The 26,799-nt window shown below is 71.9% G+C and carries 28 protein-coding genes; 8 read left to right on the forward strand and 20 right to left on the reverse strand.

The window, feature by feature from the left end; all coding sequences use genetic code 11:
• Positions 1 to 382: 382 nt before the first annotated feature.
• The 3 genes from AB0M39_RS12810 to AB0M39_RS12820 form a co-directional block, all read right to left on the reverse strand.
• Complete coding sequence (locus tag AB0M39_RS12810) at positions 383 to 1,591, reverse strand: hypothetical protein (protein WP_229869432.1); 1,209 nt, start codon at positions 1,589 to 1,591, stop codon at positions 383 to 385.
• A gap of 531 nt (positions 1,592 to 2,122) precedes the next feature.
• The gene (locus AB0M39_RS12815) at positions 2,123 to 2,308 is read right to left on the reverse strand and encodes a hypothetical protein (RefSeq protein ID WP_365363259.1); all 186 of its coding nucleotides are present in this window, start codon (positions 2,306 to 2,308) and stop codon (positions 2,123 to 2,125) included.
• A 435-nt stretch (positions 2,309 to 2,743) separates the two neighbouring features.
• Positions 2,744 to 3,094 carry a helix-turn-helix domain-containing protein gene (locus AB0M39_RS12820; RefSeq protein ID WP_365363261.1) on the reverse strand — a complete coding sequence of 117 codons (351 nt, stop codon included), beginning with the start codon at positions 3,092 to 3,094 and terminating at the stop codon, positions 2,744 to 2,746.
• Between the two features lie 49 nt (positions 3,095 to 3,143).
• Here AB0M39_RS12820 and AB0M39_RS12825 point away from each other — a divergent pair, with 49 nt between their 5' ends.
• Complete coding sequence (locus tag AB0M39_RS12825; protein WP_365363263.1) at positions 3,144 to 4,031, forward strand: NAD(P)-binding domain-containing protein; 888 nt, start codon at positions 3,144 to 3,146, stop codon at positions 4,029 to 4,031.
• 72 nt (positions 4,032 to 4,103) lie between these two features.
• On the opposite strand, the gene AB0M39_RS12830 is transcribed toward AB0M39_RS12825, so the two are convergent.
• Positions 4,104 to 4,736 carry an NAD(P)H-dependent oxidoreductase gene (locus AB0M39_RS12830; RefSeq protein WP_365363265.1) on the reverse strand — a complete coding sequence of 211 codons (633 nt, stop codon included), beginning with the start codon at positions 4,734 to 4,736 and terminating at the stop codon, positions 4,104 to 4,106.
• 230 nt (positions 4,737 to 4,966) lie between these two features.
• Here AB0M39_RS12830 and AB0M39_RS12835 point away from each other — a divergent pair, with 230 nt between their 5' ends.
• Complete coding sequence (locus AB0M39_RS12835) at positions 4,967 to 5,575, forward strand: DUF6461 domain-containing protein (RefSeq protein WP_365363267.1); 609 nt, start codon at positions 4,967 to 4,969, stop codon at positions 5,573 to 5,575.
• Between the two features lie 66 nt (positions 5,576 to 5,641).
• Here AB0M39_RS12835 and AB0M39_RS12840 read toward each other — a convergent pair whose 3' ends face one another.
• A complete protein-coding gene (locus AB0M39_RS12840; protein ID WP_365363269.1) occupies positions 5,642 to 6,469 on the reverse strand; it encodes an NAD(P)H-binding protein in 828 nt (275 codons plus the stop codon).
• Positions 6,470 to 6,678: 209 nt separating this feature from the next.
• Here AB0M39_RS12840 and AB0M39_RS12845 point away from each other — a divergent pair, with 209 nt between their 5' ends.
• Positions 6,679 to 7,002, forward strand: coding sequence for a helix-turn-helix domain-containing protein (locus AB0M39_RS12845; protein ID WP_365363403.1), 324 nt, complete (start codon positions 6,679 to 6,681; stop codon positions 7,000 to 7,002).
• Between the two features lie 101 nt (positions 7,003 to 7,103).
• Here AB0M39_RS12845 and AB0M39_RS12850 read toward each other — a convergent pair whose 3' ends face one another.
• From AB0M39_RS12850 to AB0M39_RS12865, 4 genes are all read right to left on the reverse strand, one after another.
• Positions 7,104 to 8,042, reverse strand: coding sequence for a sigma-70 family RNA polymerase sigma factor (locus AB0M39_RS12850; protein ID WP_365363271.1), 939 nt, complete (start codon positions 8,040 to 8,042; stop codon positions 7,104 to 7,106).
• Positions 8,043 to 8,045: 3 nt separating this feature from the next.
• Positions 8,046 to 8,891, reverse strand: coding sequence for an alpha/beta hydrolase (locus tag AB0M39_RS12855; protein WP_365363273.1), 846 nt, complete (start codon positions 8,889 to 8,891; stop codon positions 8,046 to 8,048).
• 91 nt (positions 8,892 to 8,982) lie between these two features.
• Positions 8,983 to 11,196, reverse strand: a complete 2,214-nt coding sequence (locus tag AB0M39_RS12860; protein ID WP_365363275.1) for an AAA family ATPase — start codon at positions 11,194 to 11,196, stop codon at positions 8,983 to 8,985.
• 43 nt (positions 11,197 to 11,239) lie between these two features.
• A complete protein-coding gene (locus AB0M39_RS12865; protein ID WP_365363277.1) occupies positions 11,240 to 11,878 on the reverse strand; it encodes a TetR family transcriptional regulator in 639 nt (212 codons plus the stop codon).
• A 121-nt stretch (positions 11,879 to 11,999) separates the two neighbouring features.
• Between AB0M39_RS12865 and AB0M39_RS12870 the strand changes: the two genes are divergently transcribed.
• Complete coding sequence (locus tag AB0M39_RS12870; protein ID WP_365363279.1) at positions 12,000 to 12,974, forward strand: zinc-binding dehydrogenase; 975 nt, start codon at positions 12,000 to 12,002, stop codon at positions 12,972 to 12,974.
• Positions 12,975 to 13,254: 280 nt separating this feature from the next.
• On the opposite strand, the gene AB0M39_RS12875 is transcribed toward AB0M39_RS12870, so the two are convergent.
• Positions 13,255 to 14,055, reverse strand: coding sequence for a TetR/AcrR family transcriptional regulator (locus AB0M39_RS12875; protein WP_365363281.1), 801 nt, complete (start codon positions 14,053 to 14,055; stop codon positions 13,255 to 13,257).
• Between the two features lie 151 nt (positions 14,056 to 14,206).
• Between AB0M39_RS12875 and AB0M39_RS12880 the strand changes: the two genes are divergently transcribed.
• Positions 14,207 to 15,187, forward strand: coding sequence for an ATP-binding cassette domain-containing protein (locus AB0M39_RS12880; RefSeq protein WP_365363283.1), 981 nt, complete (start codon positions 14,207 to 14,209; stop codon positions 15,185 to 15,187).
• Positions 15,180 to 15,989, forward strand: coding sequence for an ABC transporter permease (locus tag AB0M39_RS12885; protein ID WP_365363285.1), 810 nt, complete (start codon positions 15,180 to 15,182; stop codon positions 15,987 to 15,989). Before AB0M39_RS12880 ends, AB0M39_RS12885 begins: the two co-directional genes overlap by 8 nt.
• On the opposite strand, the gene AB0M39_RS12890 is transcribed toward AB0M39_RS12885, so the two are convergent.
• The 3 genes from AB0M39_RS12890 to AB0M39_RS12900 all read right to left on the reverse strand — a co-directional run bounded on the left by AB0M39_RS12890 (position 15,970) and on the right by AB0M39_RS12900 (position 18,887).
• Positions 15,970 to 17,166 (reverse strand): phosphotransferase, encoded by a 1,197-nt coding sequence (locus tag AB0M39_RS12890; protein WP_365363287.1) that lies wholly within the window; start codon positions 17,164 to 17,166, stop codon positions 15,970 to 15,972. The genes AB0M39_RS12885 and AB0M39_RS12890 overlap by 20 nt on opposite strands.
• A gap of 96 nt (positions 17,167 to 17,262) precedes the next feature.
• Complete coding sequence (locus AB0M39_RS12895) at positions 17,263 to 17,979, reverse strand: HAD hydrolase-like protein (protein WP_365363289.1); 717 nt, start codon at positions 17,977 to 17,979, stop codon at positions 17,263 to 17,265.
• 2 nt (positions 17,980 to 17,981) lie between these two features.
• Positions 17,982 to 18,887 (reverse strand): winged helix-turn-helix domain-containing protein, encoded by a 906-nt coding sequence (locus AB0M39_RS12900; protein WP_365363291.1) that lies wholly within the window; start codon positions 18,885 to 18,887, stop codon positions 17,982 to 17,984.
• A 279-nt stretch (positions 18,888 to 19,166) separates the two neighbouring features.
• On the opposite strand from AB0M39_RS12900, the gene AB0M39_RS12905 reads away from it, so the two are divergent.
• A complete protein-coding gene (locus tag AB0M39_RS12905) occupies positions 19,167 to 19,355 on the forward strand; it encodes a hypothetical protein (RefSeq protein ID WP_365363293.1) in 189 nt (62 codons plus the stop codon).
• A 175-nt stretch (positions 19,356 to 19,530) separates the two neighbouring features.
• Here AB0M39_RS12905 and AB0M39_RS12910 read toward each other — a convergent pair whose 3' ends face one another.
• Together AB0M39_RS12910 and AB0M39_RS12915 are read right to left on the reverse strand one after the other, a co-directional pair.
• A complete protein-coding gene (locus AB0M39_RS12910; protein WP_365363295.1) occupies positions 19,531 to 20,775 on the reverse strand; it encodes a GNAT family N-acetyltransferase in 1,245 nt (414 codons plus the stop codon).
• 305 nt (positions 20,776 to 21,080) lie between these two features.
• On the reverse strand, positions 21,081 to 21,668 hold the full coding sequence (locus tag AB0M39_RS12915) for an ABC transporter substrate-binding protein (protein ID WP_365363297.1): 588 nt from the start codon (positions 21,666 to 21,668) through the stop codon (positions 21,081 to 21,083).
• 148 nt (positions 21,669 to 21,816) lie between these two features.
• Between AB0M39_RS12915 and dtd the strand changes: the two genes are divergently transcribed.
• On the forward strand, positions 21,817 to 22,242 hold the full coding sequence (gene dtd / locus AB0M39_RS12920) for a D-aminoacyl-tRNA deacylase (protein ID WP_365363299.1): 426 nt from the start codon (positions 21,817 to 21,819) through the stop codon (positions 22,240 to 22,242).
• A 23-nt stretch (positions 22,243 to 22,265) separates the two neighbouring features.
• On the opposite strand, the gene AB0M39_RS12925 is transcribed toward dtd, so the two are convergent.
• The 5 genes from AB0M39_RS12925 to AB0M39_RS12945 all read right to left on the reverse strand — a co-directional run bounded on the left by AB0M39_RS12925 (position 22,266) and on the right by AB0M39_RS12945 (position 26,794).
• Complete coding sequence (locus AB0M39_RS12925) at positions 22,266 to 23,231, reverse strand: folate-binding protein (RefSeq protein WP_365363301.1); 966 nt, start codon at positions 23,229 to 23,231, stop codon at positions 22,266 to 22,268.
• A 10-nt stretch (positions 23,232 to 23,241) separates the two neighbouring features.
• Complete coding sequence (locus AB0M39_RS12930; protein WP_365363304.1) at positions 23,242 to 23,667, reverse strand: transcriptional repressor; 426 nt, start codon at positions 23,665 to 23,667, stop codon at positions 23,242 to 23,244.
• 122 nt (positions 23,668 to 23,789) lie between these two features.
• Positions 23,790 to 24,362 (reverse strand): FABP family protein, encoded by a 573-nt coding sequence (locus AB0M39_RS12935; RefSeq protein WP_365363306.1) that lies wholly within the window; start codon positions 24,360 to 24,362, stop codon positions 23,790 to 23,792.
• A gap of 336 nt (positions 24,363 to 24,698) precedes the next feature.
• Positions 24,699 to 25,688, reverse strand: coding sequence for a hypothetical protein (locus AB0M39_RS12940; RefSeq protein ID WP_365363308.1), 990 nt, complete (start codon positions 25,686 to 25,688; stop codon positions 24,699 to 24,701).
• The gene (locus tag AB0M39_RS12945; RefSeq protein WP_365363310.1) at positions 25,685 to 26,794 is read right to left on the reverse strand and encodes a hypothetical protein; all 1,110 of its coding nucleotides are present in this window, start codon (positions 26,792 to 26,794) and stop codon (positions 25,685 to 25,687) included. Before AB0M39_RS12945 ends, AB0M39_RS12940 begins: the two co-directional genes overlap by 4 nt.
• Between the last annotated feature and the right edge of the window lie 5 nt (positions 26,795 to 26,799).

A 26,799-nucleotide genomic window follows, 5' to 3' on the forward strand; every position in this document is an offset into this window, starting at 1 on the left:
CCACGGAGTTGCCTTTAGGCAAGCGGAGTGACGGAATTCGCTATTCTGGTTCCGTGTGCGTGGCTTCGTGCGCCGACAGAACTGTGCTCGCGCCGGTATGACGGGCTCGAACTTGTGTCGGCGCGGCTGCTCGCGTTCTCCAGCGTCGCTCGTAGGACTCGCCGCCGAAGGATCGAGAGCTCATTGCCGCCCTGCTCATTGAGCGCCATACGGCGACTGTGGCGACGGATCCCCATCCAGCCGCAGTCCGCCGCCCCGAACGAACCCCTGGCTCAAGGCAGGCGGGCAGTCCGGCGTCGCGTTCGAAGGGAACGCGGGACCGCGAACGTCTGCCGTCCTGTCCGAGGCAGGCATGGGGACCGTATGGCCTTGTCCCTCGCAGCTACCCGCGACGTCCTCCGGTCCACCACCGGCGCCGCGGGGCGGACGGCGACTGCTCTGGGCTCGTCGGCGCCGCCGGCCGCCAAGAGGTGGCCGCGTCGCCCAGCACGGCCGTACGGATCGCCGTCCAGTCCTCGGCACGCCACCAGTTGAACAACTCCACCGTGCTGATCACCTTCACCGGCAGCGACTCCAGCGAGGCGACGAACTCCGGCCGCGAGTACACCTCCGCCGTTCTCTCCGACGGGTGCAGCTTGTGCTGATGGTTGACGATCAGCACACCGTCGGAGACCGGCTCGTCCGGCTGCAGCTGCGGCCAGGTCTCCAGATGCCGTTGGAGATGCCCGACGAGGTGCTCCTGCGCGGGCCCGGAAACGCCCTTGACCTCCACCAGACGCGCCGACACACCTTCGGCGCTGACGAGCAGGTCGGCTGACTTCGTACCGCCGAGCTGCTCGTCTAGATCGACGGTATGCATCCCAGCGTCGGCCAGGACCTGCGCCACCGCGTTGACCAGCTCGGAGCCGCTCCCGTACAGCAGCCCGTACCGCACCGGCTCCGCCTTCTCCTTGGCCTCCCGCAGCGTTCGCTCCAACTGGCGCTTTTCGTCGGCGTACTGCGCCTCCAGGTTGTCCAGGGTCTGCCGAGCGGTCTGTTCACCGACGCTCTGCAGATCGGGGTCGACGAAGTACGGCGACCGCGCCCTACGCAGTGCACCGGGCACGTACTCCGGCAGCGCCCGATGGACCAGCCAGCCCAGCACGTTGTCCCAGCTGGTGCCGTCCGGGATCACATACCAGCGCTGGCTGCCCGCAGGTGACGTCCATGCGGCGACTACCGGGTCCCCCAGGGCGTCGACCAGGATGGGGTCCAAAGCGCCTTCGGCAGGGTGGTCCTCAGAGCCGGAGCCATCGCCGCGCTCCAGGTGTACGCCGCGCAGGTGCAGGCTCCACCAGGGGGAGCCTTCCGGACGGGTCAGCAACCGAATCGCCAGGTCCCGGTCAGCTCCGCTCAAGTCCGGCGCGATCTGGGGTCGCGTCCCGGCGGGGAGGCGCTGCCCGCCGACGCTCGTGAAGAGATCCCCGACGTTCACGGACGCGTCGCCAGACCACAGCGAATTGTGCGTACGGTCCTCGTTGACCTGCCCGATCACCGCGAGCACGAGGGCGATCTCGCCGCGCTGGCGAGCGCCGGCAAGGAGCCGCTTCATCTCCGCGGCACCCCGGTTGTGGGAGTAGCCCGGCGACAGAGCTGCGGGGCAGTCGCTGCTCTCCGCCCCCAGCCACCGCGGCTGAAGGCCGTGGCTCGGCCAGTCCACGTCTGCCGGGACGCGCATCGGTGCAGGACGGTCCCGCCCATGCTCCTGCCACTGCCTCAACGTCCGATCCCGCTCGGATCCGGGCTCCGGCTGTCCAATGTGCACCGGCACCAAGCCGGAGACAGAACTGCTCATCGCCGCAGGCTAACACCAAGACCAGGCACCTGACCTGGGAAAAGCAGGTAACCCCTTCACCGTGAGCCAGGCACCGGAAGTGCACTAGACGGGCCCACACGCCACGGTGGTGCCGTTCAGAACACCCTTCGGGCAGAGAACCGCCCCGACGGCTGCGGTGTTCATTCCCGTTACCTCAGGACGGCGTCGCCCTGGCGGGCATCGCTTGCGGCGGCCACGGGGTGCCGAGCAACCATCTGCACAGGGCTGATCACGAACCTTTCCCCTGCGAGCGAGGCACCGTGGCCACTACGGTGACCAGGACGAACGGGGGATCAGCCAATGGAAGACGTACAGGACTTGCTGGCTCAGTACGGCCAGTGGCGCCGAGACGAGACCGCCTCGTACGACGATCGGGCCGAGCAGCTCGCTGACATCGTGACGTTGCTCCTGGGACAGTCCGTACCCGGTGACTCCGTCCAGCGATACGACCACGAGGACGGCCCCTGGGTCTCGCCCCTGGGCGGAAGATGTACGCGAGAACGTGCTCCGTCCACAGCTCCAGCGAACCCGCACCGTTGACGAGCACGAGGAGATTCTCCGGAGCTGGTGACAACATGATTGAGAACAGCCCAGAAGTGACAACTACTGCGCGCATCCGGTGACAGAAAGCGCTGAGATCCTCGGAAAACCGCCCAGGTCAGCGGGCGTCATCGGTGACAACAATCGCTGCGAGTCACAGCCGAGCCGGGCCGGACAGCCGTCGCGCGCCCCGAGCCGTCCGGCCCGCCGCAGCCGCGCCCGACGCCGCTCGTGGTCGCAGTGGCCACTTTTTTGTGGGTACTTGGCAGTGGATCACTGGGCGGCGAGTCTAGTGAGGGGCGGTCAGCCGGGCCCCGATCCAGGTGAGAAGGAGAGTGTCGTGTCGCTTCAGGAGGCTGATTCGGCCTCGGCGAGCCTCTCCATACGGCGGTGGCCCCAGTCGGAGAGGGGCTCCAGCAGTTCGGAGAGCTCCCGGCCGAACGGCGTCAGGGAGTACAGGGTCTTCAGCGGCAGCACGTCGTACGTCTCCCGGTGCACCAGGCCGTCCGCCTCCATCTCGCGCAGGGCCTGAGTCAGCACCTTCTCGCTGAGGCCCGTCAGCCGGCGGCGCAGTTCGCCGGGGCGGTGCGGGCCCGACTCCAGCAGCCAGAGCAGGTCCGTCTTCCACTTGCCGTCGATGACGGCGATCGCTGCGGTTACTCCACAGGCACTCGTGTCCTGGGCACGACTGCGCGTCATTTCCGTCCTATTCGTTCATATGTGTCGCTATTTTTAAGGGAGTTGAGCCATGTCCACATCCTCTGAACAGTCTGCCGTCACCGTGCTCGGACTGGGGCCGATGGGCCGGTCTCTGGCCGGCGCCTTCCTCGACGCGGGTCTGCGGACCACCGTCTGGAACCGGACGCCGGGCAAGGACCAGGACCTGGTGGAGCGGGGCGCGGTCGGCGCCCGATCGGCCGAGGAAGCGGTCGCCGCGAGCGGGCTGATCGTGGTCTGCGTCGTGAACTACGACGCGTCGGACGCCGTGCTGCGGCGTGACGCGGTCGCCGAGGCGCTCAAGGGGCGCACCGTCGTGAACCTGACCGCCGACACCCCGGCCCGGGCCCGGGAGACGGCGGACTGGGCGGCCGCGCACGGCATCCGGTATCTGGACGGCGCGATCATGACGCCGACCGCGACCATCGGGACCCCGCACGCGGTGTTCATCCATAGCGGTCCGCAGGAGCTCTACCAGGAGCATCTGCCCGTACTGGAGGCGCTCGGCGGCGCCCACACCCACCTCGGCGAGGACATCGGGCGCGCGGCGGCCTACGACATCGCGCTGCTCGACATCTTCTGGACCGCGATGGCGGGCTGTGTGCACGCCCTGGCCGTGGCGAGGGCCGAGGGCATCACCGCACGGGAGCTCGCGCCCTTCGCCAAGGGCATCGGCGCGATCCTCCCGCCCGCCTTCGAGGAGGCCGCCGAGGAGCTGGACAACGGCACGTTCTCCGGCGAGGGCAACCCGCTCACCTCGGCTGTGTCGTCCATGGCCCACATCGTGCACACCTCCGAGGCCCATGGCATCGACGCCGGGGTGATGCGTGCGGCCGAGGGCATGGCCCGCCGCGCCGTCGGACAGGGGCACGGCGCGGACGGGTTCATCCGGATCGCCGAGGTCCTCGGCCGGCGCTGAGGCCCGTCGGCGGGTGGGCGGCGGGCGCGGTCCACAGGGGGCGGGCGGCGTCGGAGCGGCGGGCGGCGTCGGCTACCGCTCCCCGGCCCCCTCCTCGTAGGGGAACCGGGCGAGCGGGGTCTCGCCCTGGAAGAACGTCTTGGCCCGGAGCACCGCCCGCCTGTCGTCCCGCACCTGGCCGGGCCGGGAGCCGTTGCCCAGCAGCACCCCGCCGAATCGCATCCGCAGATACGCCGCCGTGTGGTTGAGCGTCGTCGCCATCCCGCCGGCGACGACCTCGTCGTCGTCCGCCATGACCGTCACCCCCCACAGGGTCCGGCCCGCCATCCGCTTCTTGAAGTCCGAGCCCGGCGCCGTCAGCCAGCCCGACCAGTAGTCGAGGTAGCGCTTGGTCTGCGCGGAGAGGTTGTACCAGTACAGGGGCGAGACGAGGACGATGTCGGTCGCCTCCAGGGTGGCCTGCCGCAGCGACTCCTCGTTCTCCCCAGCTGACCAGGAGTCGGTCTCGTGCCGCCCGTCCTGGAAGTCGGGCAACGGCAGCGAGGCCAGGTCCACCCAGCGCTGCCGTATGCCCGTGGGCAGCTGCTCGGCAGCGGCGCGCGCGAGGATCTCGGAGTTGCCGTCGGGGCGGGAGCTGCCCAGGACGAAGAGGAACGAGCGGTCGGTCGCTGCCGGACCGCCGCTGGGGACGGCGATAGTGGTCATGGGGCTCTCCATCGGTACGGATTCGAGCGGACGTCGGCTGGCGGTGACGACGACGACGTACGCGCGAAACGCGGGCTGTGACGCGACGTTAAGCCTTCACATCGGTGGGAGGGTCAACCCCGGCTGGCTGTCCCCAGCTCGAGCGGCCGGTGTCAGTGGCACCCGTGGCAGTGGCGCCGGTGTCAGTGGCATCGGCGCCGGTGTCAGTGGCGTCGGCGAGGATCTCGGGCATGACGACAACGACCGCCGCCGACTACCTGTGGTTCGAAGAGCGCTTCCCGGAGCTCGCGGAAGCCTATTGCTGCACGCTCATACAGGACGTGGCGCCGACCGACCTGCTCCGCCGCCTCGACGGACGGGACGAGCCCGCGCTGACCGGAGTGGACGCGGTCGTGGAGGCGGCCTACGAGCTGTCGCAGGAGTCCGACGGCAGACGTCAGCTCATCGCCATGACCGCCGTCGGGTCCTGGACCCTGCTGATCGAGCCCAACGGATATCTCGGGGTCACCGAGGACAGGGCCCTGCCCGCCTCGGCGGGAACGCGCTGGGTGTCGCACTTCGTCAACGTCAACGGCGTCGACGCGTTCCTCTGGGCCGAGGACTGCGAGCGGCGCCTCTCGTTCGAGCCGATGTTCCCCGACGAGCGGTGGGGCGCCGCCCCCGACGGGCTGCTGGACGCCATGCACCGCATCGGGTTCCACTTCGGAGAGGACAGCCCCGAGCACGACCTCTCCCCCTTGGCGGCGTTCGCCCTCGCCGAGCATCTGACCGGCGCCGCCGTCACGCCGGAGCTGCTGGAGGACACCGCGTTCTCCTGCTTCAGCGTCGACGTGAGCTAGTCCAGCGTCGACGTGCGCCAGTTCAGCGTCGATGTGCACTGGTCGGCCGACGCCCTCCGGCACCGGTCACTTGAAGGCCGCGACGTTGCGCGCCGCCCACTCGGCGAAGGCGCGCGGCGGGCGGCCCGTGACGCGTTCGACGTCCGGGCTCACCCGCTGCTCGGCGGGCGACGGCGTGCCCAGGATGCCGAGGGTGACCTCCACCACCGGCTCGGGCATGAAGTGGAGCATCTGCGCCCGCGCCTCCGCACGGGTCTGCTCGACGAAGTCCACCGGCTCGCCCAGCGCGTCGCCGATCGCCGCGGCCTGCTGCCGAGGCGTCAGGGCGGCCGGGCCGGTCAGCTCGTACGACGCGCCTGCGTGGCCGTCCTCGCGCAGCGCGACCGCGGCGACTCCGGCGATGTCCTCGGGGTCCACGGCGGGCAGCGCGACGTCGCCGAAGGGCGCGGCGACGGCTCGTCGCGTCCGGACCGACTCGGCCCACGCGAAGGCGTTGGAGGCGAAGTTGCCCGGCCTCAGCATCGTCCACTCCAGGCCCGACCGCTTGACGACGTCCTCCAGCCCCGGGGAGTGGCGGCCGGTCCCGACGCCCAGGGAGGACAGGTAGACGACCCGCCGCAGCCCGGCCGCCCGTGCCGCCTCAAGGACGCCGCTCGGGTCGCCGCCGGTCGCCAGCAGCTCGCCGGAGGCCATCAGGAACAGCGCGTCGGCCCCGTCGAGCGCGGGCTTGAGGCTCTCCGCATCGCCCAGGTCCGCCCGCACCCGCCGTACCCCCTCGGGCACATCAGGCGCACCGACCCCTCGCGAGACGGCCGTCACCTGCTCGCCCGCCGCCGCCAGCGCCCGCACCAGCGGCCGCCCGACATTGCCCGTCGCTCCCGTCACCACGATCATGTTCGCTCCAAGTCGTCGATTCCTACGCGGACTTGGCTTGTCCACGTACTCAACGAAAGCTACTGGCGCAGGCATAGTAGGTACCTAGAGGAAAGTAATGGAGAGAGGGGCTCTTTGTGACCGACGCCACACCTCCCACGACTCGTACGGCGACCGGCGGCGGCGTCCCTGCGGCCCCTGCCTGGACCGGCGCCCAACAGGCCTGCCCCATCTCCCCGGTGGTCGACATCGTCTTCAGCCGGTGGACCACGCCGATCCTGTGGGCGCTCCACGAGTACGGACGCCAGCGCTTCGTGGAGCTGGAGCGCCGCATCGGCACGATCACCCCCAAGGTGCTGACCCAGCGGCTGCGGCAGCTGGAGCGCGACGGGCTCGTCCTGCGCACCTACTACTCCGAGGTCCCGCCGAGGGTCGAGTACGAGATCAGCGAACTGGGCCGCAGCCTCGCGCCGCTGTTCGCGACCCTGGCCGAGTGGTCCGCCGGCCATCTGGACGAGGTCGAGCAGGCGCGGGTGGAGTACGACGCGAAGTAGGGGATGGAGGGAGGGGGGGACGGGGAAGGGGGCGGGGAGACGGAGCCGGCCCCGCGCCCCCGGGACCCCACGTCCCCTCGTCCCCCGCCGTCGGCCCCGGCTCAGTCGTCGAGGACGGCCAAGTCCAGGCGGCCCACCCGCTCCGGGTCCGCCAGGATGTCGATCTCGACGATCTTGCCGCCCGCGATCGTGAAGCCCATGACCGCCATCGGCCGGCCGTCGACCACCGTGACCACGCCGGCCCCGCCGTTGACCAGAGCGGGCCGCGCGAAGCGGGAGGCGTGCTGGAACATGAGCGCCCGGCCGGCGACCGCCGTCGCGCCCCGGACCTCCCGGGCCATGCCGAGCATGTCCGCGCCCGTGTCGGCGCGGAGCACTGCCTCGGGGTCGAGCAGCGAGACCAGCGCGTCGAAGTCGCCGCCCCTGGCCGCCGCGAGGAACGCGTCCACGACCTCCCGCTGACGCGCCAGATCGTCGACCGGCGCGGCGGCCGCGCCCTGCACCCGTCGGCGGGCCCGGCTCGCCAGCTGCCGCGCCGCCGTCGGCGTACGGCCCACCATGGGGGCGATCTCGTCGAACGGCACCGCGAACATGTCGTGCAGCACGAACGCGAGGCGCTCCGCGGGAGACAGCGTCTCCAGAACGACCAGCAGCGCCAGGCCCACCGAGTCGGCCAGCAGCGCCTGGTGCTCGGGGTCGACGCCGTCCGGGCTGCCGACCACCGGGTCGGGGACGCGTACGTCCAGGGACTCCTCGCCCCTCGACCTGCGCGAGCGCAGCATGTCCAGGCAGACCCGCCCGACCACCGTCGTCAGCCAGCCGCCCAGGTTCTCGACGTCGCTCGTGTCGGCGCGGTCCAGCCGCAGCCAGGCCTCCTGCACCGCGTCGTCCGCCTCGCTCAGCGAGCCGAGCATCCGGTACGCCACCGCTCTCAGATGGGTCCGGTGCGCCTCGAAGCGCTCCGCCAGAAACTCGTTCCCGTTTCCGTGCACGTCCCCGTTTCCGTTCGCGTTCGCGTCCTCGTTCTGGTTCGCGTCCATCGCTCACATCCCTCGTCGCGGTTCTTCAGAGCGCTGACGAACGAAACCCAGAGGATGTGACAGGAAGCGGAGCAGCACGTCGTTGAAGGCCGCCGGGCGTTCGAGGTTGGGCATATGGGCCGCGCCCTCGATGACATCGAGCGCGGAGCGCGGGATCAGCGCCGCCATGGCCCGCGCCTCGTCGACGGGCGTGTACGTGTCGTCCTCGCCGACCACGACCAGCGCCGGCACGGTCGCCGCGGCCAGCGACTGCCGGTGGTCCGGCCGCTCGGCCCGCCCGCGCAGGGCCGCCGCCGCGCCCTCGGGGGCGGTGGAGCGCATCATGCCGAGGACGTGCCGGGCGACCTCGGGGAGCGCGGCGACGTTGTACGGGGCGATCATCTTGGCGATCACCTCGTCCGCGTAGCCGCCCATCCCATCGGCGAGCAGCCGGTCGGCCATGGCGTTGCGGACCGCCTTGCCCTCCTCCGTCTCGGCGACCGGAGAGGTGTCGGCGAGGACGAGGGCGCTCACACGCTGCGGAAAGAGCCGGTGGAACTCCATGGCGATCTGCCCGCCCATGGACAGCCCGCCGACCACGGCCCTCTCCACGCCGACCCGGTCGAGCACGGCGGCGGTGTCCCGGGCGAAGTCCGCGAACTCGGTGACTCCGGGGACGACCGCGCTCTCGCCGTATCCGCGCAGATCGGCGGCGATCACCCGGTAGCCGGCGGCCGTGAGCGCGGCGGTCTGCGGGGCCCACATGCTGCGGTCGAAGGGATGACCGTGAACGAGGACGACGGGCGTACCGTCGGCAGGGCCCTGGTCGTCGTAGCGGATCGAAGTGCCGTTCACCGTCAGCGAGTTCATGGGGATCACCCTAGTCAGGGCCATTGGCCGTGGGGCGGGCACTCCGCCAGCTCCCCGCCCGTACTTCGCCCGCAGCCCGCCCCCTCCCCCGTCAGTCCGCGCCGAGTTCGGCGGGGAGCGCGCCCGTGTGCAGGACGTCAAGGCGCGAGACAGCCCGCGTCAGGACCACGTACAGCCGGTGCAGCCCCCGCCGCTCCGATCCCGCGATCGAGGACGGCTCGGCGACCACCACATGGTCGTACTCCAGCCCCTTGGCCACGCTCGCCGGGAGGACCGTGACGCGGGCGTCCGCCGACAGCTCGTCCGCCGACGCCGTCGCGATGCCCGCCGCCGTGAGGGCCGCGCGCAGCCGGGCGGCGTCCGGGGCGGTCGCGATCACGCCGATCGAGCCCTCGTACGCCAGGGCCGCCCGCACCGCGTCGACCGTGGCCGCGGCGAGGTCGTCCACGCGGCGGATCGCCAACCGGCCGTCGGCGCGCAGCGACCGCGCCGGCGGTACGTCCACGTCCAACGCCGTGACCAGCCGGTTCGCCAGGGCCACGATCGCCGCCGGGACGCGGAACCCGGTCGTCAGCGGGACGACCGGGGCGTCTTCCTTGCCGAGGTGGGCGAGTTGGCCGGGCCAGCTGCGGGCCGCCCAGGGGGTGGTGCCCTGGGCGAGGTCGCCGAGGACGGTCAGCGAGCCGAAGCCGGCCCGGCGGCCGATCGCGCGGCACTGCATCGGGGAGAGGTCCTGCGCCTCGTCGACGACGACATGGCCGTAGCCGTCGGGCCGTTCGATCAGGCCCGCGAGCTCGTCGAGCAGTACGAGGTCCGCCGCCGACCACTTCGCCGAGCGGTACGAACGCGGGGGCCTCGCCCAGCGGATCGCCTCCTGCTCGCGCGCGGTGAGGAGCGGATCGGCGGGGTCGGCGAGCAGGTCCGCCAGCACCTCCTCCGGCCGCGCCTTCGGCCAGGCCGCGTCGACGAAGGCGGAGACCGGGCGCGCCCTGCCGATCTTCTGCACCCACGCGTTGCCCATCGGCCCGGCCCGCCGCTCCGCCTGGAGCTGGACGGCTCGTACGACGCGGCTGCGGACGCGCTCGCGGCCGACGGCGTACGGCGGCGCCTCCGCCCGCACCTGGGCGACGATCCGCTCCAGCTCGTCGAGCGGGACGCGCCAGCGGTACGAGCCGTCGGGCACGGCCACCTCGTCGGCGGGCGGCGACACCCTCGCGTACAGCGCGCGGTGCAGGACGTCCGCCATCCGGGCGTCGTGCTTGACGGCGGCGGCCCCCTCGCCGTCCTCGTACCCCACCGGGTGGCGGGCGATCTCCTCGTCGATCGTCGACTGCCGGACGCCGACCTCGCCGAGCGAGGGCAGCACTTCGGCGATGTAGGAGAGGAAGGTGCGGTTGGGGCCGAGGATCAGCAGCCCGCGGCGCTGGATGCGCTGCGGATAGGTGTAGAGGAGGTACGCGGCGCGGTGCAGGCCGACCGCCGTCTTGCCGGTGCCGGGCGCGCCCTGCACGCAGAGGGTCTCGGTCAGCCCGGACCGTACGAGGTCGTCCTGCTCGGGCTGGATGGTGGCGGCGATGTCCCGCATCGGGCCGACGCGCGGGCGCTCGATCTCGCCGGCGACGATGGCGCTGGCGGGGGCGGGGGCGAGTGGGCTGGCCGGGACTGGGGCGGGTGCGGTGTCCGGGACTGGGGCGGGTGCGCTGTCCGGCCCCGGGATTGGGGCGATCGCGCTGTTCGAGTGTGCGGCGGGTGCGCTGCCCGGCCCGCCCGGCCTGCTGGCTGACGCGGGCCCGCCCGGGTCGCTGGCTGCCGCACGCCTAGCCCGCCCGCCGGCTGCCGCGGGCCCGCCCGGCTCGCCCGCCGCCAGGTGTTCGTCCTCGAAGCTGGTCAGGTCCGCCGAGTCGCCCTTGCTCCAGGGCGCCCAGCCGAAGCGGCGGCGTACCAGCACGCCCTGCGGATCGCGGGCGCTCGCCTGGTAGAAGGCGCGCGAGACGGGTGCGCGCCAGTCGACCACCAGGGGCGGGGCGGCGGGGTGCTCGGAGACGCGGCGGCGGCCGATGTGGTGGCTCTGGCCGTCCTCCTGGTCGAGTCTGCCGAAGAAGAGGGGGCTCTCGGGCAGTTCGCGCAGCTCCTTGGCGTAGCTGCGCAGGTAGTAGCCGAGGGCTTCGGCGTCGGCGCCGGACGCGGAGACGTCCGCTCCGGTGACGACGTGGTGGGCGGCGCCGTCGACCATGGCGGTCATCGCGGCGCGGCAGGCGTCGTGGTAGTCGCGTTCCTCGCTGAGTGCATGCTCGAGTGCCGTCATTCCATCGAGAATAACGTAACCGAGTTACATTTTTTACTGAGTTCTACGAGATCTGCCCCAGGCCCCTGCGCAGCTGCGCGAAGGCCAGCTCCGCCGCGTCGACCGCCTCCGGCAGGACCTGGTCGGCGCTCTCCCCCGCCGCGATCCGCCGCACGTTCTCCTCGGCGAGGATCCGCTGCACGGCGACGATCTGCCCGGCCGCGAGACGCGCGCCGACGCCGTCGCCCAGGGTCCCGCCCAGGGCCCGCGCGAGCGCCTCCTCGGACCGGCGCTGGTACCCGTGCATACCGGCCACCAGGCTCGGAGTCCCGTACAGCATGCGCTGGAAGGCGAGCACGTTCACGTCGTCGTTGAGTCCGGTGATCGGGTCGCGGCGCTCCAGGCCGTCGAGGAGGCGCCGGTGCAGCGCGTCCAGCGGGGAGACGCCGGCGGGCCGGCCCGCGACGACCCGGGCGGCCTCGTCCTCGTGGTCGGCGAACCGGTGCAGGACCAGGTCCTCCTTCGCCGGGAAGTACCGGAAGAGGGTCGGCTTGGAGACGTCCGCGGCGGCGGCGACCTCGGCGACGGACACCCGGTCGAAGCCCCTCTCCAGGAACAGCCCGATGGCGGCGTCCGAGATGGCGCTGTACGTCAGTCGCTTCTTGCGCTCGCGCAGACCCATTCCACCCTCGTCAGCACTCATGCTCCGCAGCCTACGTCGACGGCGAGAACCCCTTGACCTCAAGCCGTCTTGAGGTTCCAGACTCTTGCTGCGGGCGCCGGAGAATCCGGAGACGCCCGCCCTGACAGGGGGAGTGGACAGCATGCGCGTGGCACAGGTGAGCGAGTTCGGCGGCCCGGAGGTCCTCGTCCCGGCGGAAGCCCCGAACCCGCAGGCGGGGCCCGGCCAGGCGGTGGTCGCCGTCTCCCACATCGACACGATCTTCGTGGAGACGCAGGTGCGGGCGGGGGCGTTCGACGGGTACTTCCCGGTCGAGCCGCCGTACGTTCCCGGCGGCGGCGTCGCCGGGACCGTGCGGACGGTCGGCGACGGCGTGGACGAGTCGTGGGTCGGCCGCCGCGTCGTCACCGCCCTCGGCTTCACCGGCGGCTACGCCGAGCAGGCCGCGGCCGACGCCGCCAAGCTCGTCGCCGTCCCCGACGGGCTCGGACTGCGCGAGGCCGCGGCCCTGGCCCACGACGGCGTCACCGCCACCGCCCTGATGGAGGCCACCGGCATCGCAGCCGGCGAACGGGTGCTGATCCTGGGCGCGTCGGGCGGCATGGGCGTCCTGCTGGTCCAGCTGGCGAAGGCGGCGGGCGCGCGGGTCGTCGCGGTGGCGCGGGGCGAGCGGAAGACGGCGCTGGTACGGGAGTTGGGCGCGGACGCCGTCGTCGACGGGGCGCGCCCTGACTGGACCGACCAGGCCCGTTCGGCGCTCGGCCCGGCCGGAGCGGACGTGGTGCTGGACGGCGTCGGCGGCGAAGTCGGCCTGGCCGCGTTCCCGTTGACCGCCGACGGCGGCCGCTTCTCGGCGCACGGCGCGCCGACGGGCGGCTTCGCGCCGGTCGACGAGGCGGAGGCGGCGCGCCGGGGAGTCAAGCTGACGGGCATCGCCGAGCTTCAACTGCCGGACGAGGAGTACACCCGCCTCGCGGCTCACGCCCTCCGCTTGGCGGCGGAGGGCGGCCTGCGTCCGGTGATCGCCGAGACGTTCCCCCTGTCGGGTGCGGCGGAGGCGCACCGGGCGATCGAGGGGAGGGGTCTGGTGGGGAAGGTTCTCCTGCGAACGGAGTGAGGGGGGTGGGGTGCGGGCAGCCGCGGGGCGCTGCCCCGGACCCTGCGCCTCAATCGCCGGGGAAACCCAGCCCGTCCGGCGATTGAGGACACGGCCGAAGGCCGTACGAGGGCGCCCCCCGGGGGCGCGGGTGCGTGCCCTGCGCGGGCAGCCCGCGGGGCGCTGCCCCGGACCCCGCGCCTCAAACGCCGGCGAGGCTGAGTTTGCGCCTCAATCGCCGGGGGGGCTGAATGCGCGCCTCAAACGCCAGCGGGGCTGGTTTTGGGGGCGGAGCCCCCAGTTACGGAACCGGGCGGGGTGGGGGACAGCCGCCGCCGCGCCCAGCGATCAGCACGTCCACCCCATCCAGCACCCTCTCCAACCCCCACCTGAACTCGTAGTCCGGCGAATCCGCCTCGTACAGCACGTTCGACTCCAGCAGGCGGACCAGCGCCGGGTGGCGTTCCGGGTCCGTCAGGCGTTTCAAGGTGGTCGCCGTGCGGGTCAGCGTCTGTTCGGGGGTCAGGCCGCTCGCCGCCATCGCCGCGCCGAGGTCCGCCATCAGCAGCGCCTCGTTCCGGACGAAACCGCCGACGAGCAGGACGACCGAGATCTTCTCGCCCTCGCTCAGCCCGGTGGACTCGAGCGCCTGGAGGCCCTGTTCCCACCAGGCCACCGAGTTGGGGGAGGCCGGGGGGCCTGAGATCGGGATGCGGAGCATCCAGAGGTTGCGGTGGACCACCTCGCGCTGCGCCCACGCCCATGCCGTCAGCGCCTCCCGCCAGCCCGCCTCGGGCCCGGGGGGCGCTGGCGGCGCTCCCGTGGCCGCCTCCTGCATCAGGATGTAGAGCTCGTCCTTCGCGGCGACGTACCGGTAGAGCGACATCGTCGAGACGCCGAGCTCCTTGGCGACCCGCCCCATGGAGACCGCCGCGAGCCCCTCGGCCGCCGCGAGGGAGACCGCCGCCTCGACGATCCGGTCCAGGCTGAGGCCGGGCTTGGGGCCCTTCGACGGGCGCTCGCGCAGGCCCCACGCGGCTTCGAGGCTCGCGGGCAGCCCCGTCTCATCTCCGTCGCGACCGCTGCCGCTGCTGTCCGTCATCGCCCTCCGCCCTCCGCCTTCTGCCGCTCCCCCGCTTGACGCACATCCTAGTAATGCGTAACCCTTACACAGTAACGCGTATGTCATACGCAGTGCCGATCGCGGGTTCATCGCGGGTCCATAGCGGGTCACCAGAAGGAGCGCCACAGCCATGCCTCAACCACCGGGACAGCACGCCCCCGAGCCCACGTCCGACTCCGACACGGCCATCGAGGCCCACGGCCTGCGGAAGTCCTACGGAGAGGTCGAGGTCCTCGACGGCATGGACCTGCGCGTCGAGCGCGGCGCCGTCTTCGCGCTCCTCGGCCCCAACGGCGCAGGCAAGACGACGACCGTACGGATCCTCGCCACCCTCACCGCCGCCGACGCGGGCCGTGCGCGGGTCGCCGGGTACGACGTCGTCGCCGACCGCGCCCGCGTGCGCCGCGCCATCAGCCTCACCGGCCAGTTCGCGGCGGTCGACGAGAAGCAGACCGGCGAGGAGAACCTCCGCATGATGGCCAGGCTCAGCGGCCTGTCCCGCCCGGCCGCCCGCCGCCGCGCCGCCGAGCTGCTCGAACGCTTCGGCCTCGCCGACGCGGGCCGCCGCCAGGCCGTCACGTACTCCGGCGGTATGCGCCGCCGGCTCGACCTCGCCGCCGGCCTGGTCGGCGACCCCGAGGTCGTCTTCCTCGACGAGCCGACCACCGGCCTGGACCCCCGCAGCCGCCGGGAGCTCTGGGAGGCGGTGCGCGAGCTGTCCGCGCGCGGTGCGACCGTCTTCCTCACCACGCAGTACCTGGAGGAGGCCGACCAGCTGGCCGACCGCGTCGCCGTCGTCGACCGCGGCCGGCTGGTCGCCGAGGGCACGGCCCAAGAGCTCAAGTCGACGGTCGGCGGCCACCGCCTCGACCTGGTCTTCCGCGACGCCGACGGGTACGGCCGCCACGCCTCGCGCGCCGCCGTCCACCGCTCCCCCGAGACCCTCACGCTCGGCCTGCCGACCGACGGCAGCGCGGCGCACGTCCGAACGCTGCTCGACGAGATCGACCCCACGCGGTTGGAGGTGGCCCGCTTCTCGCTGCACACAGCCACCCTCGACGACGTGTTCCTCAGCCTCACCGACGCCCGCAGGGAGCCCGCGCATGTCTGACGTCCTCGCCTCGCCGACGCTGAGCGCGCCGGCGCCGAACCCTGCGGCCCGGGCCCCGCTGACCGCCGCGCTCACCATGACCGCCCGCAGCGTCCGCCTCAGCCGCCGCAACGTCGACGCCGTCATCACCTCGATGATGCTGCCGCTGATGCTGATGCTCGTCTTCGTCTACTTCTTCGGCGGCGCCATCGACACGGGCACGCAGTACGTGACCTACGTCCTGCCCGGCATCCTCATCCTGTGCGCCGCCTTCGGCGCGGCCTCGACCGCGGTGAGCGTGAGCGAGGACATGAAGGGCGGCATCATCGACCGCTTCCGCTCGCTGGACGTGAGCGGCACGGCGGTGCTGGCCGGGCATGTGGCCGCCAGCACCGTACGGAACCTGTTCTCCACGCTGCTCGTACTCGGCGCCGGCCTCCTCATCGGCTTCCGCCCCTCGGCCTCCCCGCTGGGCTGGCTCGCCGCCGCGGGCGTCCTGGTCGCGTTCCTGCTCGCGATCTCCTGGCTCTCGGCCGCGGTCGGGCTGCTCGCCAAGACCCCGGAGGCGGCGGCCGGGTTCACCTTCTTCATGATGTTCCTGCCCTACCCGAGCAGCGCGTTCGTACCGATCCACACGATGCCCAGCTGGCTCCACGGCTTCGCCGAGCACCAGCCGGTCACACCGCTGATCGAGTCCCTGCGCGGCCTGCTCCTCGCCCAGCCGGTGGGCACGGCGCCGTGGACGGCGCTGGCGTGGTGCGCGGGGATGCTGGCGGCGGCGGTGGGGGCGTCGGGGGTGCTGTTCAAGCTGCGTACGGCATAGGGCGATCGCCCTCCGGACCCGACGGACCACCCGCCGGACCCGACGGACCACCCGTCGGACCCGCGGGACCGCCCGCCGGACCGCCCGCCGGATCCGCGGCCGTGCGCCGCCACTCGGCGCAGGCCAGCGCTATCCGCCCGGCCCCGGGCGTCCTGCGCGCCCCCAGCGGCCCGCGCGCCGCCCGCAGCACCGCCTCGATCCCCGTCGCCGTCCGCTCCAGAGCGTCCCGGTCGGGGCGGCGGGCGAAGGACAGGGCCAGTCGGATCACATCGATGTGGACCGACTGGAGCCGTTCGAAGTCCAGATAGATCCGCAGCGCGCGGCGGTGCCCGGCGAGCGCGGAGGGACGGCTGTGGGCGAGCGCCGTGCGCCAGGCCCGCAGCGCCGCCTTCCGCTCGGCGCGCCGGGCGTACCGCGTCCGGGCCAGATGAGAGGCGATCTCGTAGACCGGATCGCCGAACAGGGCGAGCTCCCAGTCGATCAGGGACAGCCGCCCGTCCGGGCCGACGATGAGATTGCCCCGGTGGACGTCGGTGTGCAGAAGCGTGAACGGCCGCTCCCCCAGCTGCGACGACGCCCGCTCCAGCAGCCGCCCGAACGCGTCGTCCGGCACGTCCAGCGCGGCGAACAGGGTGTGGAAGGCCTTGCCGTGCCGCCCCTTCACCTCGCTCTCGGTGAAGTCGACGAGCGTACGGAGGAAGCCGGCGCAGTCGCCGTCCGCGGGCCAGTCCTCGGGGCAGGGCGGCAGCAGCCGGGACGGGACGGCCGCCGTCTGCCGGAACAGCTCGCCGAGCGAGTCGATGTACGGACGCCCCACCGGCCCCTGACGCCCCACCAGCTCCAGCAGCGGATCGCCCGAGGCGAAGGAGTGCACCGTGAAGCCGGGCCGCTCGGCCAGCACCCGCGGGCTGCCGTCCACCCGGTCCCCGATGGCCGCGAGGAGCTCGCTCTCCGGCCAGATCCGCAGGTTGAACTGGACGGCGTCGGTGATGGGCGCTCTCAGCTTCACGGGCGTGCCCGCGGGCAGGGCCACGGAGCCGGCGAGCGCGGGCGGGAGCTCCACGCAGTAGTTGCGGTGGTAGTAGCCGGTGAGGGGAGTTCCCTCACCGGCCGCTCGGTACAGCGACTCCCAGCTGTCCACGACCCGGCCGGAGGCGCTGCGGGCTACATCGGGCATGCGGCTCCTGCGCTCTCGAGGCCGACGTCACGACTGACGGCCGTCCCCGGCCGCCGGTCACCTTCATACCCAAGAGCAGTGAGCGCATCAAACCCCTTACCGCGAGGGAAAGTTGACGGTCTGCGGCAGCATGGCCGCGAGATCCTCGGCGAAGTGCTCGGCGCCGGCCGCCGCCAGCCGCGCCCGCTTGTGCGGTCGCGGGTGGTAGCCGATGAACCGCACGCCCGCCGCCCTCGCCGCCTCGGCGTCGGCGGGCGAGTCGCCGATCATCACGCTGTCCGCGGCGGCCGTGCCGGTGGCGTGCAGAAGCCGTACGAGGCTGTGCGGAGCGGGCTTCATCAGCTCCGGGTCGTCGGGCCGGCCGACGACCCGGTCGCCGAAGTACTCCTGGAGCCCGTGCAGCGCGAGGTGGGCGCGGATCGCCGGCTCGCAGTTGTTCGAGGCGACGGCGAGCAGCTTGCCCTGGTCGCGGAGCCACGCCATGAGCTCCTCGGCGCCGTCGGTGGGCACGGCGGTCTCGGCAGCCTCCGTCTCCGCCTCGGCGAGGTGCTTGCGGACCGCGGCGAACAGCCCCCGCGCGTCGTCGGGGTGGGCGGCGTACGTCGTGAGCAGCACTTCGAGGGGGTCGCTGACGCCCGCGACACGGGCGGCCAGCGCGGGGTCGGCCGCATGGACGATCTCGCGCAGCTCGGCGGCGATGCCGGGCGCGGTGCGGTGGGCGAACAGACGGCACACGGGTCCGTCGAAGTCCCACATGACAAGGGAGGCACGGGAGAGCAGCTCCCGCAGTCGAGAAGGGGAGGTGAGCAACACGATCAGTCGCCAAAGTCCGCATCTTGGGCCAGGAGGTCCCAATAGGAGTCGAAGAACGATTGCGCTGTCTCCACCTTCAGTGCCTGGTCAGGCTTGGAGTACGGAAAGAGCGTGGCGCCGAGGCCGAGCGAGTTGAGGGTTGTGCCCTCCTGCTCCTCCCCCTCGACGGGATCGGGATCCGTGCCCTCCAGGGTGTAGTAGCCCTCGAGCAGCAGATCCTTGTTGAGGAGATACATCTTGCTGGTCGGCGTGAGGCGTACGGTCCTGATCTGGACCGAGACCTCGTGGACGAGCCGCTGTCGCTTGAGGGTACGCAATTCATGGCGCAACGACTTGGAGCAGCTGATCAGCGTGGCACGGTGTCGCTGACGCGGCCGCTCGTCGTCCGGGTCGTGCAGGGACACGGGGAAGGCGAGCTTGATGGCGGGGTCGGGCAGCATCAGCCGCAGAGAGATGCTCCGCGGGCGGATCCTGCCGTCGTGGATGCGGGTGATCTGCGCCCCCAGTTGCCGATTCATCGTCTCCGAGGTGAGGGAGAAGACGTCCATAGTGATGTCATCGGCTTCGAAGGCGGCTTGAAGATGGGGCTGGAGCGTCTCCAGCGCGGGCCGCGCGAAGGCGGGGGCGGAGGATCCGGTCTGGTGGCCCGCGGGCGCCGCGGCGCGGCCCGCGCCGGGCAGCACGCGGGCGCCGCTGCCCTGGCGTGAGGCGATCAGCCCCTCGGCCTTGAGCAGGTCCAGCGCCCGGGAGACGGTCGCGCGGGACACGTCGAAGGTCTTCATCAGCAGCCGCTGCGGGGGCAGGAGCTTGTCCGCGCCGTACTCGCCGCTGCGGATGCCGTCCCTCAGCTTGGCGGCGACGTACTCGTACTTCCTGCCGTCTTCGTCTGGCGGATCGTGAGTTGCCACCGTCCCACCGTACAACTCCCCTACCCCCGGGCGTAATTGGTCTGCCGCAAGAGGCAGGTTCAGGCCACTTGCGTCCGACCGGTCAATTTCCGGTCAACTACCCGATCCAATAGTCGTACAAGTTTGCCGGTCACTGAGGAGCGGGAAGACAAAAGACAAGTCAACCAGCCTAATTTGTCTGCAAGTTGACTGCTTGACCGACTCTCACGGGGCGCCCGAGCGAGTACAACGGCGTGCGGGCACAGGCGCTCCCCGCCCTTTCTGAAGGAGGGGACCCCCATGCCCTTGCTCGCCCTTGTACTGGCCGTATTCGCCCTCGGCTTCGAGCAGCTGATCCAATGGCAGTTCGGCGCCATGGGGGTGGTGGGCCTCGCGATGCTGACCGTCGGCCTGAAGGCCAAGAACACGACGTGCACCAGCATCGGCGCGGTCATCCTCGTGCTGCTGATGGCCCAGCCGGGTCAGTGACCGCCGATGACCAGGCCGATGAGCAGGCCGCTGTCCAGGCCGGCGGACGACCAGAACCCGCCGACGGACCACAACCCGCCGACCGACCAGAATCCGCCCACGGACCAGAACCCGTCGAGCGCTTAGAGCACGTCGACCGCTCGGAGGGCGTGAGCGCTCAGAGCACGTCGACCGCTTAGAAGACGTCCGGGCACCATGCGCGGCGGGCCGTGCGGAACACCGCGTCCGCGACCGCCGCCGCACCGGGCGTCTCCTCGGCGACGCGGCCCAGCGCGGCGAGCCGCTGAGCGGACTCGTCGCCGAGGTAGAGCGTCCCCAACTCCCTTACGTCCAGCACCAGATCGGGCGATGCGGCGGACGGGGCGCAGACCGCGCCGTCGGGCGAGGCGTCCAGCCTGAACCGCCCGTCGGCCAGGCCCGCGGCGTCGTGGAGCTCCAGCGTCAGCGTCGCGGACACGGTGTACGAACGGGCTTCCAGGGCGCGTACGACGTCGAGGATCCGCACCCACAGGAAGTCCGCCTGCGTACGGACGTGGGCGGCACGCGGGTCGGGGAGGAGGAGAGGGAGGAGGTCGTCGGGGGCGCGGTAGCCGGACTTGACCGTGGTGATCCAGTCCACCGAGCAGACGAAGTGCCACAGGGCGCGCTCGGCGGCGGGCGTCAGCGCGATCAGATCGCGGACGGTGGCGGTGTTGAGCGGCTGCTTGGCGTCGCCCCACTTCTCGTCGGCGTGGTAGACGATCATGCCGTCGACCTCGCCGGTGGCGGAGCGGTACAGCGCGTAGTACGGCTCGGTCCAGGGGTGGCCGGGATCCTGGGCCTGGCCGGTGTTGATCTGCCACCAGCGCTCGTCGCGGCTGACGACGCCGTGCTGGCGGGCGGCGAGACGGGCGTGGAGCTCGGGCCCGAACTTGCGTATCTCGTCGCCGTCGGCGAGATCGATCCGCCCGCCGTCCCAGGGCCCGGCCCACCGGGGGTCGAGCCCGGCACGCGGTACGTCGACGGACCACTCGGTCATCCAGGCGGCGGGCCCGAAGCCGTACCGTCCGTAGATCGGGTACTCGGCGGCGATCAGCGTCGAGACGACGTCGCCCCGCTCCTTGGCCTCGCCGAGGTCGGCGGCCATCAGCCGGCTGAGGAGCCCGCGGCGGCGGTGGGTGGGCGAGACGGTCACATTCGACACGGCGGAGGCGGGTATGGAGGCGCCGCCGACGGCGGTGAGCCGCTGCTCGAACGACCGGAACGTCGCGACGCAGCGCCCCTGCTCGAAGGCCCCTCGCACCCGGCTCATATCGGTATGCGCGAGCCGCGAGGCGACCTCGTCGTCGCCCACGACGGGGGTCCGCAGAAACCCGGTGTTGAGGGCCCGCAGCCAGGCGGGAAACTCGACTTCACTGACGATACGGGTGTCGACGCTCATAGGGCCACGCTAGGCACGGGGGGCGGTGAGATGCACGTGGGTTTTCTGGGACGGGTGGGGAGCGGGCCCTCGGGGGACGGTGCGTGCCCTGTGCGGGCTGCCCGCGGGGCGCTGCCCCGGACCCCGCGCCTCAATCGCCGGCGAGGCTGACTTTTCAGCCCGTCCGGCGCTTGAGGACACGGCCGAAGGCCGTACGGGGCGCAGCCCCCCGGGGCTAGGGCGACGTGCCCCGCGTCAAACGCCGGCGGGGCTGAAGTTGCCCGCCTCAAACTCCCCCAGAGGCTGAAGTCGGGAGACCAGGTCGCTCAGGTGAGCAGGTCGTCTACCTGCGCTTCGCCCTCGCGGTACCTGCGCGCGATCTCTCCGCTGCAGTCGTCCGTCGTCCGCTGCAGTTGCTGTCGGCGCCGTGAGACCTGCTGTTCGTAGCGGACCAGCCGGCCCATCGCCGCGTGGAGCTCGTCGTCCGTGCGCGCCTCGAGGTCGGACAGCTCCACCTCGGACAGCATCTCCGCCGCCAGCCGCCGGTACTCCTCGCCGCGGGGCGTGGAGAGCGTCACATGCCGGGCCGACGTCCGGTGCCGAGACGGCGCGTCCGCGAGGATCTCCGAGAGCCGGTCGACGACCGGGGTCTCGGGGTCCGCGCGTCCCGCCAGCTCCGCGCGCAGGATGTCGATCCGGCCCTGGAGCAGCCGCCGCACATAGCTGAGGTCCGCCTCGTCGCGCTGCGAGTCGCGCCGCAGCGTCCGCAGCTCGGGGAGCCGGAGCGCGGCCAAGTCGTGCTGGGTGTGCTCCGGCAGCACGTCACCGCTTCTCTGCATCGGCGGCCTTACGGCACGAGTCGTCGTGGGCGTGGATACGGGACCGGGCGACTGCCCGGCGCCAGATGTGCTCATATGCCTAGATCCGTCCCCTCGACCGGTGCATGGGGTCTCCCCCAGCCCGGAGGGCCGAGGGGAAGCACCGCCTCCCGTGCATCGTGCCACTCGCAAGGTCCCGACGCAGGCGCTCTGCACCCGTTCGGCCCCAGATAGGTTGGTCTGTATGCGTGCAGTGGTGCAGAGAGTCGACGGCGCGAAAGTCGTCGTGGCAGGCGAGACGGTCGGCGAGATCGTCGGCGAGGGACTGTGTGTGCTGGTGGGAGTCACCCACGAGGACACCGTGGAGAAGGCGGCGCAGCTGGCCCGCAAGCTCTGGTCGGTCAGGATTCTGGAGGGTGAGAAGTCCTGCTCGGACGTGAATGCGCCCTTGCTGGTGATTTCGCAGTTCACTCTCTACGGGGACGCCCGGAAGGGGCGCAGGCCCACCTGGAACGCCGCCGCGCCCGGCGATGTGGCCGAGCCGCTCGTCGACGAGGTGGTCGCCCAGCTGCGGGCGCTGGGGGCGCACGTGGAGACGGGCCGGTTCGGAGCGGACATGCGCGTCTCGCTCACGAACCACGGCCCGTTCACGGTGATCGTCGAGGTGTGACCCCCAAGAGACAGCGGCAGTGGCTACGGCTCGACCACGAGCTCCTGCGCCGCCGCCGTGTCCCCCGCCATCAGCTCCGCGTCCACCGGCACATTGCGCTTGACCAGCGCCAACGCGATCGGCCCCAGCTCGTGGTGGCGCGCCGACGTCGTGATGAAGCCCAGCTGGCGGCCCTCGTCCCCGTCCGCCGCGAGCCGGATCGCGGTGCCGTGGCCGGGCAGGAGCACCTCGCTGCCGTCCAGGTGCAGGAAGACCAGCCGGCGCGGCGGCTTCCCCAGGTTGTGGACGCGCGCGACCGTCTCCTGACCGCGGTAGCAGCCCTTCTGGAGGTGGACCGCGCTGCCGATCCAGCCCAGCTCGTGCGGGATCGTGCGGTGGTCGGTCTCGAAGCCGAGCCGCGGGCGGTGGGACTCGATGCGCAGCGCCTCGTACGCCAGGATTCCGGCGGCCGGCCCGTTCCCGGCGGCGAAGGACTCCAGGTCGGCGCGCGGCAGGAACAGGTCGCGCCCGTGCGCGGTCTCCCGTACGACGACGCCCTCCGGCGCCTCCGCGATGGAGCCGGCGGGCAGGTGCACCACCGCGAACTCCTCGGTACGGTCCGTCACTTCGACCCGGTAGAAGAACTTCATCGACTCCAGATAGCCGATGAGGGCCTCCTGCGTGCCCGGCTCCACATGCGCCCAGACCGTCTCGCCGTCGTCGACGAGGTACAGGGCGTGCTCGATGTGGCCGTTCGCGGAGAGGATCAGCGCCTCGGTGGCCTGGCCGGGCGGAAGGTCGCTCATATGCTGGGTGAGCAGCAGGTGCAGCCAGCTCAGGCGGTCGTCGCCGGTGACGGCGACGACGCCGCGGTGCGAGAGATCGACCAGGCCCTTCCCGTCGGCCAGTGCGCGCTGTTCGCGGAACAGATCGCCGTAGTGCGCGGCGACGCCTTCGTCACGCCCCTCGGCGGGGACCGCGCCGGGCAGGGACAGCAGGGGGCTCTTCATGCAGATAAGCCTACGACTCGGTAGCCGAGCATTTCTTGCAGCGTCCGAAGATCGCGAAGTGCTTCATGTCCGTGTCGAAGCCGAAGGTCTCGCGCAGCTTCGCCGTGAACTCGGCGGCGACGGAGACGTCCGCCTCGATCACGTCGGTGCAGTCCCGGCAGACCAGATGTATGTGGTGGTGGCGGTCGGCGAGGTGGTACGTCGGCGCGCCGTGGCCGAGGTGGGCGTGGGAGACCAGGCCCAGCTCCTCCAGGAGCTCCAGGGTGCGGTAGACGGTGGAGATGTTGATCCCCGCGGCGGTCTTGCGCACCTCGCCGAGGATGTCGTCGGGCGTCGCGTGCTCCAGGGTGTCCACAGCCTCGAGGACAAGCTGGCGCTGCGGAGTCAGCCGGTAGCCGCGCTGCCGCAGATCGCTCTTCCAGTCGGTGCTCACCACGCCGTCCAGTGTAGGTCCGACGCACATCGCCGGACCGGCTGATTTCACAGCCGGTCCGGCGATCGGGCACAGACCGGGTACAGCAGGACGCGGGCGGCCGGGGCGGCGGCTACGTGCGGCGCCTACTTGAAGAAGGCGATTCCGTCGTCCGGGAGGTCGCCCAGGCTGCGCGCCATGTCCGCGACCTCCTCCGGGGTGACGACCTTCTTCAGGTGCGCCGACATGTACGGACGCAGCGGAACCTCGGGCGTGGACTTCTCGCCGACCCACATCAGGTCGCTCTTCACATAGCCGTAGAGCCGCTTGCCGCCACTGTACGGGCCGGAGGCCGGGGTGCGGGCGACGGCGTCGGTGACCAGGTCGATCTGCGGCTTCTTGTCGGCCAGCTCGCCGTACCAGATCTCGACGACGCCCTGGTCGCGGACCATGACGACCTCGACCTTGCGGTCCTCGTCGATGCGCCAGTAGCCGGACTCGGACTCCAGGGGGCGGACCTTCTTGCCCTCGGCGTCGAGCACCCAGGTGCGCGAGACGTACTCGATGAAGTCCCGGCCGTCATGACTGAACGTGACGGACTGGCCGAAGTTGCACTTCTCCGCGCCCGGGAAGTCGGAGACGCCTGCGCCCTCCCAGGTACCGAGGAGGAAGGCCAGCGGCACGAGGCTGGGGTTCAGGTCGGAGGGGATCTCGATCATGGAGGCTCAGTCGATCTGTAGAGGTGTGGTGGCGCGATCTGCGGTGGCGCTGATCAGCGCTGGCCCTGGTACAGCTTCTTCACGGCCAGTCCGGTGAAGGCGAGCACGCCGACGCAGACGAGGACCAGAAGGGCTTCGAAGAAAACGATCACGGGGTGCTCCTCGAATGAGCGGTACGGGCGGAACGGGCCGGACCCCAGCTTAGTGGGCGGGGGCCCGGCGCTCTCGGCGAGGTCGGCGTGGGCGGGCGACGAGGTGGGCGTGCGCGGGCGGCGAGGTCGGCCTGGGCGGGCCGCGAGGTCGGCCTGCTCGGGCCGCCGGGGGCTCGCTTCCCGGTCAGCCGAGGAGCTGGTTCTGAAGGATCAGGGTCTGCTGGAAGGGCACGCGCGCGGCCTCGCCCTCCCTGTCCTGGACGACGAGGGCGAGGGTGTCGCCCGCGAGGATGTACGCCTGCCGCACCTGGCGCTCGTCGTACGGCTTCGGCTCCAGGTACACGTTCGACGTCGTCCCCGGGACCGCGCCGGACGCCTCGTACGTCTCGTCCAGCTCGGTCGTCGGAGCGCCGGTCAGGGCGGCGCCCCCGGTCACGCCGATGCCCAGCTCCTGGTCCTTGAACGATTCGGCGAACGCGACCGAGTTGAACTGGAGCAGGTAGACGCGCGCCGACGTCCCGTCGGGCATGGTCCAGCCGCGGGCGGCGACATGCCGTACGGAGTAGTCGACGAGGGCCTGCCGGAGATCGGCGCGCTGGTCCTTCGCGTACTCGGAGAGGTAGCGCTCGCTGGGGACGAACCCGCCGTCGAGCTTCTCGTCGACGCGGGCGCCGCGGGGCGCGGGGATCAGGAGCTTGCGCAGGTCGGCGTGGTGGACCTCCGCCTGGTTCGCCTCGGTGAAGGGGCGGGGCGCGCCGGCGGGCAGCGCGGGGAGGGAGAGCGCGGGATAGTCCCACCGCCCGTCGCTCCTGGTCCCGAGCCCGGGGACGTCGGTGCGGTCCAGGGAGGCGATGCCGAAGGCGGTCCCGCTGCCGACCCCGGCGAGCACGATCAGCGCGACGGCCCACGGCACGACGCGCCGGAGCCGGCGAGCGAGGGCGGAGGGGGGTGCGGGGGCGGGGGGCGGTTCGGGGGCGGGGGCGGCGGCGGCCGGCTGCGGCGCGGCGGGCGTGTCCGTCGCGGCGGTGTCGGTTGTGGCCGCGGCCGTGTCCGTCGCGGGCGCGTCGGTTACAGCCGTGTCCGTCGCGGCGGTCTCCGTCACAGCCGTCTCCGTCGCGGCGGGCTGCTCCGGGGGCACGGCGTCCGTGCCCTCCCGCCTGGTCTCGTCCGTCATACGTACTCCCCCGGGGACGCGATGTGGTCCAGCTGTTCCTTCGCCAGGTCCGCGGCCGCCGACGTGTCCAAGGGCGCCGTGCCGTACGCGGTCAGGCCCACGATCAGGTCGCCGTCGTACGCCACGCACCTCATCGCGTCGAGGTCCAGCTCCGGCGTCTCGGGCTGGAGGAAGCACTTCGCCTTCTTGTGGCCCTCGATCGCCGGGCCCTTGCGGAGGCCCTCCGTCGACTCCGGGTCGAACTGGGACGCGTACCAGCTCTGGACCGCCTGCTTGTCCTTCATCCGGCCGACGTAGACCTCGACCACGAGGTCGTTCCCGTCCGAGGTGTACGAACGCATCGCGAAGCCCTGAAGCCCCGCCTCCTCCACGCGCTTCTCGTACTCCCTGCGCTGCTTGCCGGACAGGCCCTTGCCCATCGTCTTGAGCAGGGCCGCGGCCTCCTTGCCGGAGAGCTCGCCGTCGTTTCCGTACGCCTCGATGTCCGGCCCGAGCCGAAAGCCCTCGGGCACGGGGGCCAGCCTGCGGCTGAGCGGGGTGTCCGTGCGGCCCTTGTCCGCGTTCTTCGCGGGGTCCTCGGACGGCTTGCCGTCGGGCTTCTGCCACACGCGGGTGGGGACGGTGCGGTCCGCGCCGTCGATCGCGTACGTCGTGTACGCGAGCCCCCCGCCGACCACGCCGAGCACCAGTACGACGGCCAGGACGCGAGAGACGAGGAAACGCTTCCTCGCACGCGTCACCGCCGCCACGGGCTCGCCTGGCTGGACTGGCTCCACCGGCGGCGCTGGCTGCGCCGACTCGACTGGCGCGACCGGCTGCTCGGCCTCGGCGAGCACAACAGTCTCCGCAGGCTCTGCGGGCAGCGCAGGCTCCGCGGGCACAGCAGGCACCGCAGGCTCAGCGGCCTCCGTGGTCCCCTCAGGCCCCATGGGCTCTGCGATCTCCGCAGGCCCCGCGCGCCCCGCGGGCTCCGCAGCCCCTACAGCCTCGGCCGGCTCCATCGGGACCCCGGACTCGACCGGCTCCACCGGCTCCGCCCCGTCCAACAGCTCCGCCGCCGGCACCGGCACCCGCGCCGCTCCGTCCCCCGACTCGATCGAGTCCATCCGCT

The sequence above is a fragment of the Streptomyces sp. NPDC051907 genome (assembly GCF_040681075.1).
Taxonomy (GTDB): Bacteria; Actinomycetota; Actinomycetes; order Streptomycetales; family Streptomycetaceae; genus Streptomyces.

Bases quoted from the DNA above. Each gene is read 5' to 3' on its own strand.
- AB0M39_RS12875 (WP_365363281.1), bottom strand. From the start codon at position 14,055: ATGACGGACAGCAGCGGCAGCGGTCGCGACGGAGATGAGACGGGGCTG.
- AB0M39_RS12905 (WP_365363293.1), top strand. From the start codon at position 19,167: ATGCCCTTGCTCGCCCTTGTACTGGCCGTATTCGCCCTCGGCTTCGAG.
- AB0M39_RS12860 (WP_365363275.1), bottom strand. From the start codon at position 11,196: ATGACGGCACTCGAGCATGCACTCAGCGAGGAACGCGACTACCACGAC.
- AB0M39_RS12810 (WP_229869432.1), bottom strand. From the start codon at position 1,591: ATGAAGCGGCTCCTTGCCGGCGCTCGCCAGCGCGGCGAGATCGCCCTC.
- AB0M39_RS12945 (WP_365363310.1), bottom strand. From the start codon at position 26,794: ATGGACTCGATCGAGTCGGGGGACGGAGCGGCGCGGGTGCCGGTGCCG.
- AB0M39_RS12890 (WP_365363287.1), bottom strand. From the start codon at position 17,166: ATGCCCGATGTAGCCCGCAGCGCCTCCGGCCGGGTCGTGGACAGCTGG.
- AB0M39_RS12855 (WP_365363273.1), bottom strand. From the start codon at position 8,891: ATGAACTCGCTGACGGTGAACGGCACTTCGATCCGCTACGACGACCAG.
- AB0M39_RS12910 (WP_365363295.1), bottom strand. From the start codon at position 20,775: ATGAGCGTCGACACCCGTATCGTCAGTGAAGTCGAGTTTCCCGCCTGG.
- AB0M39_RS12850 (WP_365363271.1), bottom strand. From the start codon at position 8,042: ATGGACGCGAACCAGAACGAGGACGCGAACGCGAACGGAAACGGGGAC.
- AB0M39_RS12835 (WP_365363267.1), top strand. From the start codon at position 4,967: ATGACGACAACGACCGCCGCCGACTACCTGTGGTTCGAAGAGCGCTTC.
- AB0M39_RS12870 (WP_365363279.1), top strand. From the start codon at position 12,000: ATGCGCGTGGCACAGGTGAGCGAGTTCGGCGGCCCGGAGGTCCTCGTC.
- dtd (WP_365363299.1), top strand. From the start codon at position 21,817: ATGCGTGCAGTGGTGCAGAGAGTCGACGGCGCGAAAGTCGTCGTGGCA.
- AB0M39_RS12880 (WP_365363283.1), top strand. From the start codon at position 14,207: ATGCCTCAACCACCGGGACAGCACGCCCCCGAGCCCACGTCCGACTCC.
- AB0M39_RS12830 (WP_365363265.1), bottom strand. From the start codon at position 4,736: ATGACCACTATCGCCGTCCCCAGCGGCGGTCCGGCAGCGACCGACCGC.
- AB0M39_RS12865 (WP_365363277.1), bottom strand. From the start codon at position 11,878: ATGAGTGCTGACGAGGGTGGAATGGGTCTGCGCGAGCGCAAGAAGCGA.
- AB0M39_RS12915 (WP_365363297.1), bottom strand. From the start codon at position 21,668: ATGAGCACATCTGGCGCCGGGCAGTCGCCCGGTCCCGTATCCACGCCC.
- AB0M39_RS12935 (WP_365363306.1), bottom strand. From the start codon at position 24,362: ATGATCGAGATCCCCTCCGACCTGAACCCCAGCCTCGTGCCGCTGGCC.
- AB0M39_RS12840 (WP_365363269.1), bottom strand. From the start codon at position 6,469: ATGATCGTGGTGACGGGAGCGACGGGCAATGTCGGGCGGCCGCTGGTG.
- AB0M39_RS12825 (WP_365363263.1), top strand. From the start codon at position 3,144: ATGTCCACATCCTCTGAACAGTCTGCCGTCACCGTGCTCGGACTGGGG.
- AB0M39_RS12820 (WP_365363261.1), bottom strand. From the start codon at position 3,094: ATGACGCGCAGTCGTGCCCAGGACACGAGTGCCTGTGGAGTAACCGCA.
- AB0M39_RS12940 (WP_365363308.1), bottom strand. From the start codon at position 25,688: ATGACGGACGAGACCAGGCGGGAGGGCACGGACGCCGTGCCCCCGGAG.
- AB0M39_RS12885 (WP_365363285.1), top strand. From the start codon at position 15,180: ATGTCTGACGTCCTCGCCTCGCCGACGCTGAGCGCGCCGGCGCCGAAC.
- AB0M39_RS12925 (WP_365363301.1), bottom strand. From the start codon at position 23,231: ATGAAGAGCCCCCTGCTGTCCCTGCCCGGCGCGGTCCCCGCCGAGGGG.